Source organism: uncultured Solobacterium sp. (assembly GCF_963517755.1).
Lineage (GTDB): Bacteria > Bacillota_I > Bacilli_A > Erysipelotrichales > Erysipelotrichaceae > Bulleidia.
The window spans coordinates 1-18,800 of sequence record NZ_CAUQGG010000017.1 but is presented as its reverse complement, the minus strand read 5'-3'; the positions used below and the strand labels follow the sequence as shown (position 1 = coordinate 18,800).

Sequence of the window (18,800 nt, the reverse complement as noted above, 5' to 3'; positions counted from 1 at the left end):
GAAACTCCTTTCTAGCGTTGTTTTTGATTTGGATCAAATGCATCACGAATACCATCTGCGAAGAGGTTGAAACTTAACATCAGTAATGCAAGTATGATAATCGCAGACATGATAATATGTGGATGACCTGTAAGTGATTTATATCCATCGGATATTAATGATCCAAGTGATGCATCAGGAGCCTGAATACCTAAACCAACGAAGGATAGGAAGGCTTCTGTAAAGATAGCGTTTGGAATTGAGAACATTGACATCACAATCAATTGTCCAAAGATATTTGGCATAACTTCTTTAAAGATGATAGAGAAGTTTTTGGCACCAAGCGTTCTACTTGCAAGAATGAATTCAGACTCTTTGAGTTTTAATACTTCCGCTCTTGAAATACGTGCCATACCAATCCATCCCGTAATCATTAATGCAAAGACAATCGATGTAATACCTGGAGGAAGTACCAGTCCTAACAGTGTTACAACCACAAGGGTTGGAATACCATTTAAGATTTCCATGAATCTTTGCATGACCATATCGACCTTACCACCAAAGTAACCAGAGATTAATCCATAGGACATACCAATAACAATATCAATTACAACTGCGCTTAATGCGATAATCAGTGATACTCTTGTACCTTCCCATACACGTGTAAATAAGTCTCTTCCATTGGTGTCTGTACCAAACCAATAGAATGCTTGTGATACACCATGGGCTGCGTATTGATCAACACCCTTCTCATAACCACTAAAGATTCCTAGTTTATAAATTCCTTGAATACGTGGTGGTAAACTTTGTACATCAAGATTAATCGCATCAGCCTTATACCCAGAAATCATCGGTCCAATGATAGCCAGTAGAATGATTACAATGATAACGATGGCACCAAGCACCGCACCTTTATTCTTTTTAAAATGCATCCAAACATCTTTTGCATAAGAAGTTGCAGTATACGCTTCATCTAATAATTCTTCATTACGATGTACAAAGACAAAATCTTCCGCTGTAAAATCATCAACTTTTTCATCTGTCAAAAAAGGTTTATTTTTAATCATATCCATTTAATTACCCACCTTTGCCACACGAATACGTGGATCAATGAAACCGTAGAGAATATCAACAACTAACATCACGAAGATATATAATGCTGAATAGATAAATGCACATGCAATCACAACGTTATAATCGTTATTCTGAATTGCTTGTACCATTAACATACCAATACCAGGAATACCAAATACCTTTTCAACAACCATTGATCCTGTCAAAAGATTTACTAACAACGGCCCCATAATTGTAACGATAGGAATTAATGCATTCCGTAATGCATGGTTTAGAATCAAGCCAGTTTGTTTTACACCTTTCGCCTTGACCAATTGAATATAATCAGATCCTAATACATCGATTAATTCTGAACGTGTAAAACGAGAAACATTCGCAAGCGGAAACATCGACAATGCAAGTACAGGTAGTATCATGGATGACCCAGCATTCTTTGCAGAGTATAGAATCGGTGTCCAGCTAAGTTTAAAGCCGACGTAATACATTAACACTAATGCAAATACATACGATGGAACGGATACACCTATGATAGAAATAAAAGAACATAGCGTATCAACCCACGTATTATGGTTAAGTGCAGCCGCAACTCCTAAAATAAGTCCTAGAATCGAACCGACAACCATCGCCATTGCACCGATGCGAATCGATAAGGATAGCGGTCCACTAATCAAAGCAGAGACTGCTTTATTTTTATTGATGACGTATGATACACCAAAGTCACCTTGAAACATATTTACGACATAGCGGAAGAAACGAACCAAAACCGGATCACTCAACCCATATTTCGCATTTAATAACGCTAACTGTGAGGATGTTAACTTCTCATCATTAAATGGAGAACCAGGCATTAATTCCAACATCAGAAACAATACAAGCAAGATTGCTAATAATGTTAGAAAGCTAATCACGACACGCTTGGTAATATATTTAAACATGAAGACTCCTTTCTTTTTGATAACAGAATAGAGCGGCGTTTATACCGCTCTATAATGTTGTCTTATACAATGTTACTGTGAAACGACCATCCATCTGTAATCATCGACGCCACCACTGTGGAAATGAATACCAGATACCTTAGGATTGATCATCATCGCACCACCATTCTGATAGATTGGGATAACACCGTGGTCTTGTTGTACTAAAATCTTTTCAGCTTCTTGGAAATCCTTCCAACGAGCTTCTGCATTTGCGGCATCCTCACCTGTTTCAGCTTTTGCGATGAGTGCATCATATGCAGAGTTGCTGTAAGAACCTTGGTTGTAAGTACTTGTAGTTGTTACTAAGTCCATGAATGTTTGTGGATCTGCATAGTCTGGTCCCCAACGTGTTAGACCAATATCATAGTCATGTGAAAACATTAGCTGTAATCTTGTCTTCTTAGGCTTTTGGTCAAGAGTTACTGTTAAACCAGGACAATTCTTCTGTAACTGTGCCTGTAGATTCTCGGCAACTGACTTAGAAGCTTCAGTGTCCTCAAATAATAGTGTAAAAGAAACATCTCCACCCAATTCCGCAACAGCCTTCTTATAGTATTCTGCTGCCTTATCAGGATCATACTCCGTTAAAGTATCTGCTGTATCAACATAGTCTTTTCCATCTGGACCTGTCGCAAACTCTGAAGGGACAAAACCTCTAGCAGCAACAGAACCATCTTTTAATACATCTTTTGCAATCGCTTCACGATTTACAGCATAACTGAGTGCTGTACGTAAGTTTGCATTTTGGAAGATTGGATTGTTGTAGTTGATGGATAGGTACCATAGGTAACCTTGTAAACGATTTGTAAAGCCTTCTTGAGAACTATATTGATCAACTTGTTCACCCTGTAGTTTAACCGCATCAATATCACCATTCTGATATGACAACATTGCGGCCTGTGTATCCTGAATGAACTTGAAGACAACTGTATCAGCCTTATCCTTCGCCTCATCTGCGTTAACATACTTATCATTCTTTTCAAACGTATATTCATTACCCTGTTTCCAATCTGTCATGACATACTGTCCAGAGTAGATCATATTTTCTGGCGATAATGCATACTGATCACCTTGCGATGTTACATATTCCTCATTCAATGGGAATAGAGGTGGGAATGCCATCAGGGATGGCAAGAAACTACATGGTAGAGATAAACTTACCTTTACTGTATGATCATCCACCGCTTCAACACCTAACTCCTTAGCATCTTTTTTACCTGCAATCACATCAGCCGCATTTACAACATGCATCGTATCTAAGATGAAAGCATACTCACTTGCAAGTGTAGGACTCACTAAACGATGCCAACTGTAAACAACATCATTTGCTGTGATTGGTGTTCCATTAGACCACTGTGCATCCTTCTTTAGATGGAAAGTATAAGTAAGTCCATCATCACTTACATCATAACTTTCCGCTAAGTCTGGCACAGGTGTTCCTGATTTATCCAACGCTAGAAGTCCAGATAAACCCATCATTTGCATCGAGAAGGAAGAACCATCTGTCGCAACTGAGTTATCCATTGAACTCATATCAGTATCGAATGCAATTGTTACTGTCGTAGTTGTGGCCACTTCTGACTTTGGACCACAGCCTGCTAGTACTGCCATACTCATCGCTGCAGCTAAACCAGTTGCCGCTATCTTCTTTGCTTTCATAACTATTTCCCTCCTAAAAGATACACTGAGTTTAAAATGTTTCAAAAAGTTTTTCAAGTGCTTTTTCTTTTCTTTCATAAATTATGTAAACATTTATCATTTAATTTATGTAAATTCTTACATTTATACTATTTTATTTCTTAAAATATCCTCGCTTTCCGTTAACTATCTCAAACTAACCCTGTCAATTCGTGCTATTGTATATGAGGATAACAAATTTTCCCCATTTCAAAGAAAGTGGGTTTTTTTATGGAAAATTTTACAGTTTTTGATTACGAAGACATTCAACTAATACCAAATAAGTGTATTGTAAACAGTCGTTCAGAATGTGATACAACAACACGATTTGGCAAACATCGCTTTAAATTACCAGTCGTCCCAGCAAACATGCAGACAGTCATTGATGAATCTCTAGCAATTAAGCTTGCGGAGAACGGATATTTCTATATCATGCATCGTTTCACTCCTGAAAGTCGTCTTCAGTTTGTACAGATGATGAAAGATAAAGGATTAATTTCTTCCATTAGTGTTGGTGTAAAAGAAAATGAATATCATTTCATTGCAGACCTTGCAAGTCATCACCTAGTTCCGGACTACATTACAATTGATATTGCTCACGGTCACTCCAACGCCGTCATCAATATGATCAAACATATCAAAAAACACCTACCTGATACATTTGTCATTGCAGGTAATGTAGGAACCCCTGAAGGTGTTCGTGAACTTGAAAATGCAGGCGCAGACGCAACGAAAGTTGGTATTGGTCCTGGTAAAGTATGTATCACAAAATTAAAAACAGGCTTTGGCACAGGTGGGTGGCAGTTGGCTGCCTTGCGTTGGTGTGCAAAAGCTGCACGTAAGCCAATCATTGCTGATGGTGGTATCCGTTCAAACGGTGATATTGCGAAGTCGATTCGCTTTGGCGCAAGTATGGTTATGATTGGTTCCCTATTTGCTGGGCATACCGAATCACCAGGTAATACCGTCATGCAAGATGGTATTGAAATGAAAGAATACTTCGGTAGTGCCTCTGAATATCAAAAAGGCACCCGTAAAAATGTGGAAGGCAAAAAGATGCTTGTGCCATGTAAAGGTTCTATCATGGATACACTAACCGAAATGCAACAAGACCTTCAATCATCCATCTCTTATGCCGGCGGAAAAGATTTAAATGCAATTCGTTATGTTGATTATGTCATTGTAAAGAATTCTATTTTCAATGGTGATTCGCATTAGGCATTCTATTTGGTGAATTTGACGCAAAGGATATAATAATAGTGAAAGAAGGTAACGAAATGACAAAGATCGATATTATCTCCGGCTTTCTAGGAGCTGGAAAAACTACATTGATACAAAAGTTAATCAAAGAAGTATATGCAGGTAAAAAAGTAGTTCTTGTTGAAAACGAATTTGGCGAAATTGGAATTGACGGTGGTTTCTTAAAAGATTCCGGTATCGTTGTTAATGAAATCAACAGTGGATGTATCTGCTGTACATTACAAGGCGACTTCCGCAATGCTTTACACGAAGTAATCAAGAAGTATAGCCCTGACCACATCATCATTGAACCTTCCGGTGTTGGTAAATTATCCGATATCTTAGCAGTCGTAAAAGATGTAGAAGGTTTACAGCTAAATAGTTACAGTACTGTTGTAGACGCAAAGCGTTGTGAAATCTACCATAAAAACTTCAAGGAATTCTTCGATGATCAGATTTCCACAGCTGCTTGTGTCATCTTATCCAGAACACAACTCGTTGATGAAGAAACATTACAAAAGGATATCGCAATCATCCGTGAATTAAACCATGACGCAAGAATCATCACGACCCCATGGGATGACCTCTCTGGTCAAGCCATCATCGACGCAATGGAAGGCTCTACAGACGGCTTCCCAGAACTCGAAGAGGAAGAAGAATGCTGCTGTTGTGGATGTGGTTGTCATGACGAAGACGACGATGACGATTGTTGCTGTGGCCACGACCACCACGAACACGAACATCATCACCACCATGAGGAAGAAGAGTGCTGCTGTTGTGGTTCTCATGAACATGAAGAGCACCACCATGAACATCATCACGATGATGAAGAATGTTGCTGCCATCACCACCACGAGGAAGAAGAACATGATGAGGAAGAATGCTGCTGTTGTGGCCATGATCATCACAATCATGAACATCACCATCATCACCACCATCATGGACACGATGCGGATGAAGTATTCACATCAATCGGTATTGAAACAGTAAACAAATACTCTGTAGAAGACATTGCACTAGCACTTTCCGAGTTAGATGAACATATCATCCGTGCTAAGGGCATCGTCCCAAGTACAGATGGAAGTTGGTTATTCTTTGACTATGTACCAGGAGATGCAGATATCCGCATTGGTTCCCCTGCTTATACTGGTTTAATCACTGTCATTGGTGATCAGGTAGACGTTGATCGCATCAAAGAAATCTTTGCGGTGAAGTAAGATGGCAACCCCTGTTTATCTCTTTACGGGATTTCTTGATTCCGGTAAAACTTCTTTAATCTTAGACACACTCAACGACCCTTCCTTTATGGAAGAAAATAGCCGTACGTTAATCATCTGTTTTGAACAAGGTGAAGTTCGATACAACGATAAATACCTCGCAGAGCGCAAAGCATTCGTTGAATACATGGACTCTCCAGAGGATTTAAACGTAGAAAAGATTCGCGAGTTAGATACCATCTATCATCCAAACCAAGTATTTATTGAATATAATGGAACCCTCGCAATCACACCGTTTATCTTGTCACAGATGCCAAACTTCTGGCCTTTGGTACAGATTCTTACAACAGTAGATGCGACAACTTTCCAAATGTATATTAACGCAATGCGTTCTGTCATTTACGAGCAGTTAAAGTACAGTGATACAATTATCTGTAATCGTTGTACACCAGATACCTCCGCATCAATGTTGCGCGGCAATATCAAAGCTATTAATAAAAAAGCTCAGATTTTCTACGAAGGTGAACATGGTGCACAAGTCACTCTTAAAGAAGGTGTACTACCATTTAATATCAACGCCCCTATCATCGATATCAAAGATGATGATTATGGCATCTGGTATATGGATGCAATTGAAAACCCAGATAAATATGACGGGAAAGAAATCATCCTACGCGGTAAGTTCACCGAAACATTACCAGGCTATCATCAAACATTTATCATGGGCAGACAAGCAATGGTATGTTGTGCAAATGATACAAGCCTGTGCGGCTTAACCGTCACAGGTGTGAAAGTAGAAGAACTTGTGAAGGATAACTGGTATGAAGTACAAGGTAACCTCAAAACCGTCCCATTAGATAATGGTGGTAAGACACTTGTCCTTTACGCAAACCGCATTCAAAACTACCAAAAACCACAAGATGAGTTCGTATATTTCAGCTAATCACTAGGGTAATTCTTAAGAATTACTCTTTTTTTTCTGAACTTTTTTAATTTTCACCTATGTTAGTTAACGCACTTTGCACATTTGTGCTACCATTATTCAGGGAAGTGATAAAATGATGAAATTTATAAAAGAAAAACTAAATATACGTAGAGCCGTATGGTTCTTACTCATCTCGGCAATGTTCCTGCTGTTTTATGCACCACATCTTTCCTTTGATGTACATATGAAAAAAGGTATCCAAGGTACTGTGGTCGTATCAAACTTCAATACCGATCGTGGAGAAGAAATCTTTGCAAACTATAACTATAACTCTCATAAGACATGGCTAGATGCACAACCATCTTGGGAAGTAATTCACCTCAGTAACATTCCAATCGTTACAAACTCTTTACGATTAGGTTTTAACAACGTAAAGACAGACATCGCTATCTCAAAGATTGATGTCTCATTTGGGCCATTTAAACTTGCAGAGTATACACCAGAGAGTATCTCTAACAAGATCATCGCCTCTCAAGGTATGGTCATTAATACAAATGACAACACCATTAACCTAACCGTTAACGGTGTTGAAGGCTGGCTCCAACTCGAGACCCAAGAGTACTTACCAAAAGCTGCTTGGGTTGCAGTATACCTATCCATTTTGGTATTAAGTTGGATCATTGCGTATCTCATTGATAAGAAGATTACATGGGCAAAACACGTTCCAGAAAACGAAATGATGTTAATAGCGGCTCCTATCTGGTGCTTCTTTATGTCAGAAATCTGTACTGGTAACTACTACTACATCAACTTGATGAATCGTTTCTATAACGTTGCTATCTATATTATTCTATATAAAGTACTCTACTTAATATTCCGTCGATTACCAATCTCAGTACTGATTAGTAACTTATTTGTTGTAATCTTCGGTATCGTAAACATGTACGTAACACAGTTCCGTAACCGTCCAATCGCACCATGGGATTTAACCGCAATTGGCACAGCTGCAGATGTCATCTCAAACTACCATGTTCAGATTCGTTACTTCATGGTTATCGCAATTATTATCGCCATCTTAATTTATCTCTTGATGCGCGCTGTACCACGCGATAATACAAAGATTAACGTATACTACGCAACATATCCTATCTTGATTATTGTTGTAGCACTCTTCTTAAATAGTGTTGGTCAATACTACCTATGGGATATGAACCTATTGTCCATCTTCCAAACAGATGGCACAGCGCTTAGTTTCACAGGTCTTGTAAACCAATACATCTCTGATCAACCAAAGAAACCAGAAGGATATTCTGTAGATGACCTCAAACAACTGGGCAAAGAACTTCAAGAACGTGCCGCAGCCAACGTTGATCCAAATGTCACAAAACCAACGAATATCATCATGGTTATGAATGAATCCTTCGCGGATATGAATGTCGGTGGTACAAACTACGCTGATAACATCATCCCTTACTTTCTATCTTTAGATAATACGATTCGTGGTAACCTCTACGTCGATGTACGTGGTGGTGGCACATGTAATAGTGAATATGAATCATTAACCGGTAATACAACAGCCTTCTTTGCGGGTGGTGTATATCCATTCAACATGTATATGCACAGAAACGTACCTTCTATGATTTCCTACTTCAACCAAAGCGGCTTTACTACTACAGGTATTCACCTTGGTAAATCTACCAACTGGAACCGTGCTTCCGCATGGAAGAAACTACAATACCAAGATAAAGTCTTCGCTGAAACATTCGATGGCCTAGAGACAATCCACGGATACCCAAGTGATGCACAGAACTTCAAAGTTCTAGAAGAGACTTACGAAAAGGAAAAAGATAAAAAGAACTTCATCTTCAATATCACCTACCAAAACCATGGTGGATATGATGATAAAGATGATCTAAAGAAGACCGTCAATTTCAGTTCTATTGGTGGTGGATATGGTCATGCGGAAAACTACTTCTCATTAATGAAGATTTCTGATCAAGACTACAAGAACTTGATTGAATACTTCTCAAAGGTAAAAGAACCTACAATGATTGTGATGTTTGGTGACCACCAACCATCCTTAGGTGCAGATTGTGATAACCTTCTATTCCCACATGCAGGTACGCCTGAAAACGACATGACACAGTACATTACACCATTCTCCATCTGGGCAAACTATGATATTCCAGATCAGAAATTCGATAAGTTAAGTATCAACTTCCTGTCTTCACTCATCATGAAAACAGCCAACTACCAAATGACTCCATATCAGGAATTCCTATATGAATTAAAAGATAAGTATCCTGTTATTGGTCTATATGGTTGTTATGACGCAAGCGGAAAGTACTATCAATCCGTAAATGATATTAATGATCCAGATATCAATACATACCGTTGTCTACAGTACAATAACGTATTTGATTCCGATCGTATCGAATCACTATTCTATCCAGACGGAAACGAAAGTAAATAATGCCAACAAAAAAGAACACGCCGGTGTTCTTTTTTATAGAAACATACGAATAAAACTATTTTCTTCCGTATAAGGTTTCCAACCCTTACCAGGTTCTGAACTCTTCATGAAATTTGTCCAAGCAGAAACCATTTCATCACTAATCTTATAATCACGAACTTCCATCTCTCTCCAACAACGACTTAACGTACCAAACATATACCATAACTCTGCAGAGTGAAAAGCACCAGCATCATCTGATGGCAACTTGCGGTTGAATAAATACAGGTATGTCGGTTTACCTTGATGTTGATTTCTTAAGTTCGCAAAATCAATCATACTCTGATAGTACTTAGACTTGCGCATTGGTTCATCAACACCTAAGCCAAAATCATTACCATTGGCACCTATGATATACGGTATATTCTGAATATCACCACGCTTCACCAGTTCATCCAAAGTATCCTCTAGCACAAAGCCATCCACCACTGGCCCAAACAGCAGGCGATTATCATGTTTGGAAAGCTTCGGTAAAATATCCACTAACTTCTGAGCAGGAATTTGACGTAATGCTTGAATATTCTTCGCACCAACCAACTTCATAATTTCCTCGCCTGTCTCATACGCCTCTTCTACCGTCTTATGTTTGAAGATAGGATTATCTACTCCAGCACCACTTTGTATAATAGCCTTGGCAATCATACCACGTGTTGTAGGACTAGAAATTAATGTCTGAACACTGATAGCACCAGCACTTTGTCCAAATAAAGTAATATTATCAGGATCTCCCCCAAAAGCTTCGATATTCTTTCGAACCCAGCGAATCGCAAATACTTGATCTAAAATTCCATAGTTGGACACACAATGTGCAGGATCTTCCTCTTTTAATTGCGGATGGGCAAAGAACCCAAATACACCAACACGATAATTAATCGTTACAAGAATCACATCATTCTGTACAAACGCTTCTCCATCAAACGGGGCTTCATTCCCATAACCATGGTCAAATGCACCGCCATGAAGCCAAATTGCGACTGGATGTCCATGTTCTGATTTACGGTTTGGTGCCCAGATATTTAAATATAAACAATCCTCACTCATTTCAGGATAAGGATATTGTTCATAGTTATAAAACTCCTTACGATAAAACGGATTCGATGACTTAGGTTGTGGACAGATTTTACTATATTCCAAAGCATCTCTAACCCCCAGCCAACGATCAGGTGCCTGTGGCGAACTAAAACGGAGATTCCCAATTGGAGGTTTTGCGTATGGTACACCTTTAAATATTAATTTAGATTCTGTAACTTCCCCACGCAAGATACCTTGTTCCACTTTTATTTCAACTGTTTTCATAAAAACCTCCAGTTCGAATTCTACTCGTATTTTTCATCATTATACCATTTCTAATTTTTAAACTAATGAAGAATACATGAAAAAGAGGCCCGCTGGCACAGGTCTCGATTTCTTTTTATTTTTTTGGGAGGGAAAGAAATTTATAATTTCTCTGTCATTTAAGACACTTATAATATACCCAAACCATGTGTGAGATATATGGTGAAATCGTGAAAGTATTGTGAAAGTGTGTTTTCATATAATTTTTCTAAACTTATTGTCAAAAAAGCATATTTTATCGTACTTTAGTAATTTCACTATTGTTATTATCAATAATCCAGTTTCATAATCTATGTAATTAATTTTCAAAATTTAGAATAATTATTCAAAAACTTAACAACCTAAAGCATTTTTTAAATGATAGAGAGGTGCTTACTATAACAAACCCATTAAAAAAAGTATAATATTAAATATGGTGGTCTAATATGCATTCCCTAATGTATCATTCATGATTTCCTACGTCCTCGTAGCTCAGTTGGATAGAGCGACTGCCTCCTAAGCAGTAGGTCGTGCGTTCAAATCGCATCGAGGACGCCATTAACAATAAAGAGGTTGTATATCTCCAGTAAATTTTCTAGATTTACTTGAGCATACAACCTCTTTTGATATTACGGTAAAATTTCGAGCCAATATCCATCTGGGTCCTCAATAAAGTAGATACCCATTGCCTCATTTTCAAAACAAATGCAACCCATCTCCTGATGCTTTTTATGTGCAGCTTCAAAATCATCTGTCCAAAATGCGAGATGGAATTCGCACTCACCTAAATCATATGGCTGAGGATGATCTTTAAGCCATGTAAGCTCCAACTCAAAATCGCCAACCTCACTCATTAAATACACAATAATAAAATCATCGCTTGTCTTTCTTCTTACCTCGTGTAAGTCAAGAGCTTCGTTATAGAAGCGGATGGATTTATCCAAGTCGAATACATTCAAATTCTCATGAATCATTTTAAATTTCATATCATTTCTCCTTTCGCTGTCTCGGTATTTTTAATGCGATACTGATATTGTGGGTATTCTGTGATAAAGCGCTGAATCACAGCAGGTTCTCCCCAGTAGTGGATTGGAAAGACAGCATCACAGTCCACATTTTCTAGAAAATATAATAACCCATCAGCGTAGTGTGCTTCCAGTCTTGGATCAAGTGGAACAAAAGCAACATCAAAATGTCTGCCCTTAATTTTTCCAATCTCCGTGTGATATATAGTGCGAAGTTCTCGGTTTTCCTCTTCCGGTTCACCTTCCCAATACCAATCGTTTAAATCGCCACCATGGTAAATCATTCCTTCATCCGTACTCACAATGAATGCGACACCACTATCGTTTGAAAGTAAAGTCTCAACTTGAATTCCACCATCAAACTGATAGCACTCATCAGGTTTAACAAAGCTATGCTTAATCTTCGATAATCTATTTTCATCACTGATGTCGTTTGCTAGTACAGCTTGATAACGCATCCCCCTTTCATCAAGGAGATCAAAAATAAGCGGATTATAGTGGTCCTCATGGGCATGACTACAAAAAACGATTACTTCCTTATCCCTATCTAGAAGCGGTAATTCGCCTCTGTAATAGTCAAATATACAGTAGCAATCGTTCAGTTCCACTAAGATACCACTGTGATTTAAGTATGTTACTTTCATGGAATCACCTTCTTAGTAATAGCTAGTTACAAATCTACTATATTCTTTATCAACTAAAGCAAAATTAACTATAATCACTATCAATTGTATTATCCTAAAAAATATTCATCAATCTTCTCTGGTGTATCGAGGATTTCCTCATAAGGTACACCAGTTACGCGAGCTAACTCAATAGAACCCTCAAACGCAATTCTTATATCTGGAGTGAATATTCTATTAAAAATTTCTAAAAAATCTTCAAGTTCTTAATTTAACTGTTCTTATCTAAAAATTAATCATGTGATTTAATTGAAACCACCACAATTTTTTGATATTAAATAATGTCTTCTTGTGGTACATTCTCTCTATACATTTTTCTTAAACCACTATTTATGAACTCATACTTTACTTCATACAAAAAATTAACATCATTAAAGCATCTGAATAAAGTAGTTGATAGCCCTGCAAAATCAAGATTATCGAATTTATTTGTTATTGAAGAAATAATTACATTACTTCCCGTTGCAAGAATGTTTGAGTAGTCAATAATTTTATTAGCTTTAACAATAGTAAGCTTGTCATTAATATCTCCCCCATTTTCTTGCACCATTATGAGGTAAAGCAATCTAATAATTGTATTAATTAATTCATTCAAGTAGTACGATGTACCAAATTTAGCTAAATCACCAAAACTAATTTGTCCTGTCAACTTTTCAACTTGATTTTCATTCAAAATTAAATTAGCACCAGGTATCTGTATTCCTGCTATAGTATATGTGTCTGTTGCGATATGTATGAGTTGCTTAATAAAAGCTGCTACAAATGGCTTGGGATCTTTCTTTGTTCGTTCATATGATGCATTCAAAGCTTTTAAAAAACTTGCCTTTCTGTTTTCAATAAATGGACTCTTGTATTCTTTTGTATACACTACGTGATAAGTTAGAGGAATCTTTTTTCTTGTAGATGTAATTGTATTAGTCATAATATTGATTGTTCCAACCAGTAAACCCACAAGAGGATCATGACCTAGTGTTGCGAATCTATGATTAACACCTTTTTCATTATCTCCACCTTTGAATAGTCCTAAATTTTTTCCTTCTTGATATTTTTGAACATCATATGGTACTCCAGGCGTAGATATAATCATATTTAACGGTGCATAATAGTGACCTATTTTTTCTTTTTTATTTGATTCAAACTTACTCAATACTTTTTTCTGACTCTTTTTTAGTGCTTTCTCTTTTTTTCCAATATTAGCCTTTTCTTTTTCAGTAATATTATTCAATAGATAAATTCTTATAATTTGCAATGCAGTTGCAATCATAACCAAAGAAACTTCAGCTTTTGATAACTTAGTTTGATTTTTGAATTTTGAATCTAACAACTTGTATCGTAAAGAATATTTTTTGACCGCATTATTTATTTCTTCCTTAGATAGAAGTAAGTGCTCTTCAAACATATCACTTGAATTTTCTTGAATGTTATTTTCTTCTTTCTTGGAGTATCTTTCTTTACAGTATGTTTTAAACTCTTCAATGGCCACCTTCTCTTGATATGTAACTTTTTTATCTAAGTTTACTGTTGAAAGAATAATTTCTTCATATTTTTTCAAATCGCTAATATCAATACTATCTAAATATTTTACTACATCAGAAAAAGTAATATTATTATTTAAAATATCTTCGAGTTCTTTTTCAAATACTTCTGGACATTGTGGTATTTTTTCGTGAAATTGACTTACTAAATCGTCAATTTGTTTCTTTTCATGACGTGTTATTGTCCCATCAATATTTGCAATGTATTTAGCTAAAGAAATAGCCGCAAATGATGGATCAATATATAGTTTTCTTACTTTTTTACATGATAATCGTACTCCCTCGTATACTCCATTTTCGAATCCTTCTTTGTGTGCCTGTTCAACCTTCTTCTCTTCACTTTTTTTACATACTAAATATGTAGTCAAGCCTGCCAAAACCACTAAGATTACAACCCCTGACTTTCTTGAACTAAATTCTGAAATTCTATCAACTATTATCCCCTTCATAGACATATATAACCCTCCCTTATAAATCTATTTTAAATTATTATTAATATCATCATAGAACCCTATATTACTCGTTATACATACCAATACCTCTTTTATATGGGCTCTTTTTATACTTAATATCATATTATAAAAAGCAAAGAAGAAATACACTATTTTAAATTTTATATTTTTACTCTCACACCTCAATTATATTTGAAATGTTACTTTCACATCAAATCACATAGTATTTTATTAGCACTCTATGTTCGAATGTGCTAAAATCTTTTTATCCGAAAGGAGTTTTATAAAATATGAATGATAACAAGAAGAAAAAACCTCTTGTGTACTACTATGCATTTGTCGCAATTGTATTAGTATTACTCAACTTGGTTTTACGACCTGTAATTCAACAGGCACAAATTGAAGAAGTTCCTTATAGTACATTTATTCAACAAACCACCGATGACAAAATTGATGAGGTGACGATTGAGTCTTCTCAGATTACATACAAGCTCAAAGATGGCGATACAGTGTATTCTACTGTAAAAATAAATGACCCTGATTTAGTCGATCGTCTCGAAAGTCATGACGTGAAGTTCTCTGGTACACGTGTACAACAGGGTTCTCTATTTATGAACATCTTCTTTGGTTGGATCCTTCCAATCATTATTGCGGTAATGTTAATGCGTTATGTTAACCGTACAATGCAAGGTGGTGGAAAAGATTCTCCACTTGGAGGTGGAGGTCTTGGTGGAATGTTCAACCTAGGCAAATCAAATGCGCGTGTTTACGATAAGGATAAGACAACGATTCGTTTCCACGATGTGGCTGGCGAGGATGAAGCCAAAGAGAATCTGCAGGAAATTGTAAACTATCTACATGATCCAAATCAGTTTAAATCCATTGGTGCGACAATGCCAAAGGGTATTCTCTTAGTTGGTCCTCCAGGAACAGGTAAGACCATGCTTGCAAAGGCAGTCGCAGGTGAATCAAACGTACCATTCTTCTCTATCTCTGGTTCAGAGTTTGTAGAGATGTTTGTAGGTATGGGTGCTTCTAAAGTTCGTAGTTTATTTAAAGACGCAAAAGAAAAAGCACCATGTATTGTATTCATCGATGAAATCGATGCAATTGGTGGTAAGCGTAATGCAGGCAACTTTGGTGGTAATGATGAGCGTGAACAAACATTAAACCAGTTACTGACAGAGATGGATGGATTTGAAGGTAATAACGGTATTGTCGTTTTAGCAGCTACAAACCGTCCTGAAAATCTAGACCCTGCCCTACTACGTCCAGGAAGATTTGACCGCCGTGTTCCAGTTGAGTTACCTGACCTTCAAGGTCGTGAAGATATCTTAAAGGTACACGCAAAGAAAGTTAAGACTGAACCAGGCATTGATTACAATGTAGTTGCACGCATGGCTTCTGGTGCCTCTGGTGCAGAGCTTGCAAATATCATCAACGAAGCTGCTTTACGTGCTGTACGTGAAAAGAGAAATGCAGTTAGTCAGAAAGACTTAGAAGAAAGTATTGAAGTCGTTATTGCAGGATACCAAAAGAAGAATGCAATTCTAACGGATAAAGAAAAACTAGTTGTTGCATATCACGAAGTTGGACATGCATTAGTTGCGGCACTACAAACACATAGTGCACCTGTACAGAAGATTACAATCATCCCACGTACAAGTGGTGCTCTAGGCTATACAATGCAGGTAGAAGAAGGTAACCATCCTCTTTACACGAAGTCTGAATTAGAAAATCGTATTGCGACACTTACAGGTGGCCGTGCAGCGGAAGAAGTTGAGTTTGGTCAAGTTACTACAGGTGCTTCTAACGATATCGAACAGGCAACTAAAATTGCTCGTGCCATGATTACACGTTACGGTATGAGTGATGAATTCGATATGGTCGCAATGGAGACTGTAAATAACAAGTACCTTGGTGGCGATGCGTCACTTGCATGTTCAGATGGTACAGCTTCAACAATCGATCAAAAGGTTGTAGCTCTCGTGAAACAACAACACGACAAAGCAAAGCAACTATTAACGGAACATAAAGCAGATCTTGATCGAATTGCACAATTCTTATATCAAAAAGAAACAATTACTGGTGAAGAATTCATGGAGATTCTTGAAAAGAAAGAAGACTTTGAATTATCAGTAGTACAATAGCCTTCACATTCGTGAAGGTTTTTCTTTTTATCAAAAGAAAAAAACCGGCATTCACCGGTTAAAAGTTTCTCGCTTCAATATCCATCACCATGTTTACTCTACGTTCATGGCGGCCACCTTCAAATTCAGTATTCATGAATTCATCTACAAGCATCTTCGCCGTTTCAATTCCAATGACTCTTGAACCAAAGGCGATGATATTTGCGTTATTATGTAATCTTGAATATCTAGCACTATATGGTTCAGAGCAGATACATGCACGAATACCCCTTACTTTATTACATGCAATCCCAATTCCAACACCAGTCCCACAGATTGCGATACCGCGTTCTACCTCACCATTTACAACAGCCATTGATACCTTTTCACCCCAGATAGGATAATCTGTACTTTCCGATAAATCTGTACCGTAGTTAATAACTTCATGTCCTTGTGATTCAAGATACGCAACAAGTTCCTTCTTCATCTCTACAGATGCGTGATCATTTGCAATACCGATTCTCATGCGGCTACCTCCTTCTTCAAATCTGAATGATTCTGTCTATACCATAACAAGAAGGCTCCTGCTAAGAATACAAAGATAGAAATAAACTGTGATGTAGAGAAAATCCAAATTTGCCCACGAATTAAATCACCACGTAAGAACTCTACTAAGAATCTACCTAATCCATATAGAACTAAATACCACGCTGCTGTATCTTCTGGATGCTTGCCCTTTAATAAGTTTCTTAGTAAGAAAGCAAAGATTAAGAAGTTACCTGCAGAAGAAATTAACTCTGTAGGAATAACCTTGATACCAGCACCAGGTCCCAAAGACTCTGCCGGGAATTCTACACCATACCAGGCCGTTGTTCGAATACCATAACAGCATCCAGCAAAGAAACATCCAATACGTCCAAAGCCTTGTCCCAGTGAAACAGCAGGCATTAGTACATTTGCGTACTTCATGAAGTTCCACTTCTTCCACTTACAATAAATCCACGCAGCAATAATACCAGCGATGATACCACCATAGACCACAAATCCTTCATTACTCAAAATCACTACAGGATTCTGCACGAATGAATCCCATACCGTAAAGATATAGAGTAACTTCGCTCCAATGAATCCAAAGATGATGATAAAGAAAATCATTCCATCAATCTTTTCATATTCTAGTCCTTGTTTCTTTGCTAGACGTTCTGATAACCAAAACGCAAACAATATACCAACTGCAATCATGAAACCATATCCATGTACAGTTACAGGACCAATTTTAAACCAATCATTAAACATTAAAATACTTCCTCCATATATCTATTTTAAGTGATTGTATCGAAAATGAGAAGTCATGCTATTCCGACTTCTCTTCTTCCGTATTTTCTTTTTCTGTTTCTTCTGTAGTTTCTTCTCTTTCTTCTTCCACTTCCGCATCGATAATCTTTCCGTTTGCTTCAAAACTCTTTAAGAACTTATGGAATTTATCTGCGATAAATAAGACTACGAAAATATCCGAAACACCACAATAAACCAAACTAACACCAATCACAACAAACAAAATCTTCTGTAGTTCAACACCTGTTAAGAAGAACATGACTACAAAGCCAAGTACGATAGATACAGCTGCTAATACAATGTACGTTGCGTATTGAGATGAACCAATACGTTTCGCAACGACTGCATTTTGTAACTTATCAAAACCATCCGCAACGATTACAAGTCCAAGTAGGATTGGAATGATATCTAGCAAGATTTGTTGTTTAAAGATAATAATAAGACCAGCAAATATTGCCATAATTCCGATTGAGAATTCATTACGACGCAAACTTTCTTTTACGTTGATAACAAAGTATGTTGTAAGAGAAACAATACCATATACAACTAATGCGATACCCAACACATACGCAATCAGATCTCTACTACTTTCTGGATAAACGATTAATAATAAACCTGCAAGAATATATCCAATTCCAACTAATATCGATCTCCACTTAATTTGTTTTAACATAGTAACCCCTTTTCCATAGAACTATAGTATCACCAAAATCACAAAAGAAATAAT

General features: G+C 37.1%; 15 protein-coding genes and 1 tRNA gene. 6 read left to right on the top strand and 10 right to left on the bottom strand.

Translation table 11 applies throughout. The features are described from left to right. Window positions 1–11 precede the first annotated feature (11 nt). From RWM19_RS08175 to RWM19_RS08165, 3 genes are all read right to left on the bottom strand, one after another. Entirely contained in the window at window positions 12–1,052 is a 1,041-nt protein-coding gene (locus tag RWM19_RS08175) for an ABC transporter permease (RefSeq protein ID WP_313985805.1), read from the bottom strand. Beyond that, window positions 1,053–1,988, bottom strand: coding sequence for an ABC transporter permease (locus RWM19_RS08170; RefSeq protein ID WP_313985802.1), 936 nt, complete (start codon window positions 1,986–1,988; stop codon window positions 1,053–1,055). A 72-nt stretch (window positions 1,989–2,060) separates the two neighbouring features. Then, window positions 2,061–3,689: a peptide ABC transporter substrate-binding protein gene (locus RWM19_RS08165; protein WP_313985799.1), complete on the bottom strand. Its 1,629-nt coding sequence runs from the start codon at window positions 3,687–3,689 to the stop codon at window positions 2,061–2,063. Window positions 3,690–3,938: 249 nt separating this feature from the next. Here RWM19_RS08165 and guaC point away from each other — a divergent pair, with 249 nt between their 5' ends. The 4 genes from guaC to RWM19_RS08145 all read left to right on the top strand — a co-directional run bounded on the left by guaC (window position 3,939) and on the right by RWM19_RS08145 (window position 9,561). Further along, window positions 3,939–4,925: a GMP reductase gene (gene guaC, locus RWM19_RS08160; RefSeq protein ID WP_313985796.1), complete on the top strand. Its 987-nt coding sequence runs from the start codon at window positions 3,939–3,941 to the stop codon at window positions 4,923–4,925. Window positions 4,926–4,984: 59 nt separating this feature from the next. After that, on the top strand, window positions 4,985–6,163 hold the full coding sequence (locus RWM19_RS08155) for a CobW family GTP-binding protein (RefSeq protein WP_294019922.1): 1,179 nt from the start codon (window positions 4,985–4,987) through the stop codon (window positions 6,161–6,163). Between the two features lies 1 nt (window position 6,164). Then, window positions 6,165–7,106, top strand: coding sequence for a GTP-binding protein (locus RWM19_RS08150; RefSeq protein WP_294019920.1), 942 nt, complete (start codon window positions 6,165–6,167; stop codon window positions 7,104–7,106). Window positions 7,107–7,221: 115 nt separating this feature from the next. Next, complete coding sequence (locus RWM19_RS08145; RefSeq protein ID WP_313985791.1) at window positions 7,222–9,561, top strand: LTA synthase family protein; 2,340 nt, start codon at window positions 7,222–7,224, stop codon at window positions 9,559–9,561. A gap of 33 nt (window positions 9,562–9,594) precedes the next feature. On the opposite strand, the gene RWM19_RS08140 is transcribed toward RWM19_RS08145, so the two are convergent. After that, window positions 9,595–10,896 carry a carboxylesterase family protein gene (locus RWM19_RS08140; RefSeq protein WP_313985788.1) on the bottom strand — a complete coding sequence of 434 codons (1,302 nt, stop codon included), beginning with the start codon at window positions 10,894–10,896 and terminating at the stop codon, window positions 9,595–9,597. A gap of 499 nt (window positions 10,897–11,395) precedes the next feature. On the opposite strand from RWM19_RS08140, the gene RWM19_RS08135 reads away from it, so the two are divergent. Next, window positions 11,396–11,472, top strand: a tRNA-Arg gene (locus RWM19_RS08135). 71 nt (window positions 11,473–11,543) lie between these two features. On the opposite strand, the gene RWM19_RS08130 is transcribed toward RWM19_RS08135, so the two are convergent. From RWM19_RS08130 to RWM19_RS08120, 3 genes are all read right to left on the bottom strand, one after another. Beyond that, on the bottom strand, window positions 11,544–11,900 hold the full coding sequence (locus RWM19_RS08130; RefSeq protein WP_313985785.1) for a VOC family protein: 357 nt from the start codon (window positions 11,898–11,900) through the stop codon (window positions 11,544–11,546). After that, entirely contained in the window at window positions 11,897–12,583 is a 687-nt protein-coding gene (locus tag RWM19_RS08125) for an MBL fold metallo-hydrolase (RefSeq protein ID WP_313985782.1), read from the bottom strand. The genes RWM19_RS08130 and RWM19_RS08125 overlap by 4 nt, the downstream gene beginning before the upstream one ends. A 313-nt stretch (window positions 12,584–12,896) precedes the next feature. After that, a complete protein-coding gene (locus RWM19_RS08120; protein ID WP_313985779.1) occupies window positions 12,897–14,612 on the bottom strand; it encodes a hypothetical protein in 1,716 nt (571 codons plus the stop codon). Window positions 14,613–14,899: 287 nt separating this feature from the next. Here RWM19_RS08120 and ftsH point away from each other — a divergent pair, with 287 nt between their 5' ends. Further along, window positions 14,900–16,759 carry an ATP-dependent zinc metalloprotease FtsH gene (ftsH, locus tag RWM19_RS08115; protein WP_313985776.1) on the top strand — a complete coding sequence of 620 codons (1,860 nt, stop codon included), beginning with the start codon at window positions 14,900–14,902 and terminating at the stop codon, window positions 16,757–16,759. Window positions 16,760–16,817: 58 nt separating this feature from the next. Here ftsH and rpiB read toward each other — a convergent pair whose 3' ends face one another. Genes rpiB through RWM19_RS08100 form a run of 3 tightly spaced genes read right to left on the bottom strand, consistent with a single transcriptional unit; the run spans window position 16,818 to window position 18,746 of the window. Then, complete coding sequence (gene rpiB, locus RWM19_RS08110) at window positions 16,818–17,264, bottom strand: ribose 5-phosphate isomerase B (protein ID WP_294019909.1); 447 nt, start codon at window positions 17,262–17,264, stop codon at window positions 16,818–16,820. Next, window positions 17,261–18,034, bottom strand: coding sequence for a prolipoprotein diacylglyceryl transferase (locus RWM19_RS08105; protein WP_313985772.1), 774 nt, complete (start codon window positions 18,032–18,034; stop codon window positions 17,261–17,263). The genes rpiB and RWM19_RS08105 overlap by 4 nt, the downstream gene beginning before the upstream one ends. 58 nt (window positions 18,035–18,092) lie before the next feature. Further along, entirely contained in the window at window positions 18,093–18,746 is a 654-nt protein-coding gene (locus RWM19_RS08100; RefSeq protein ID WP_294019906.1) for a DUF308 domain-containing protein, read from the bottom strand. Window positions 18,747–18,800 lie beyond the last annotated feature (54 nt).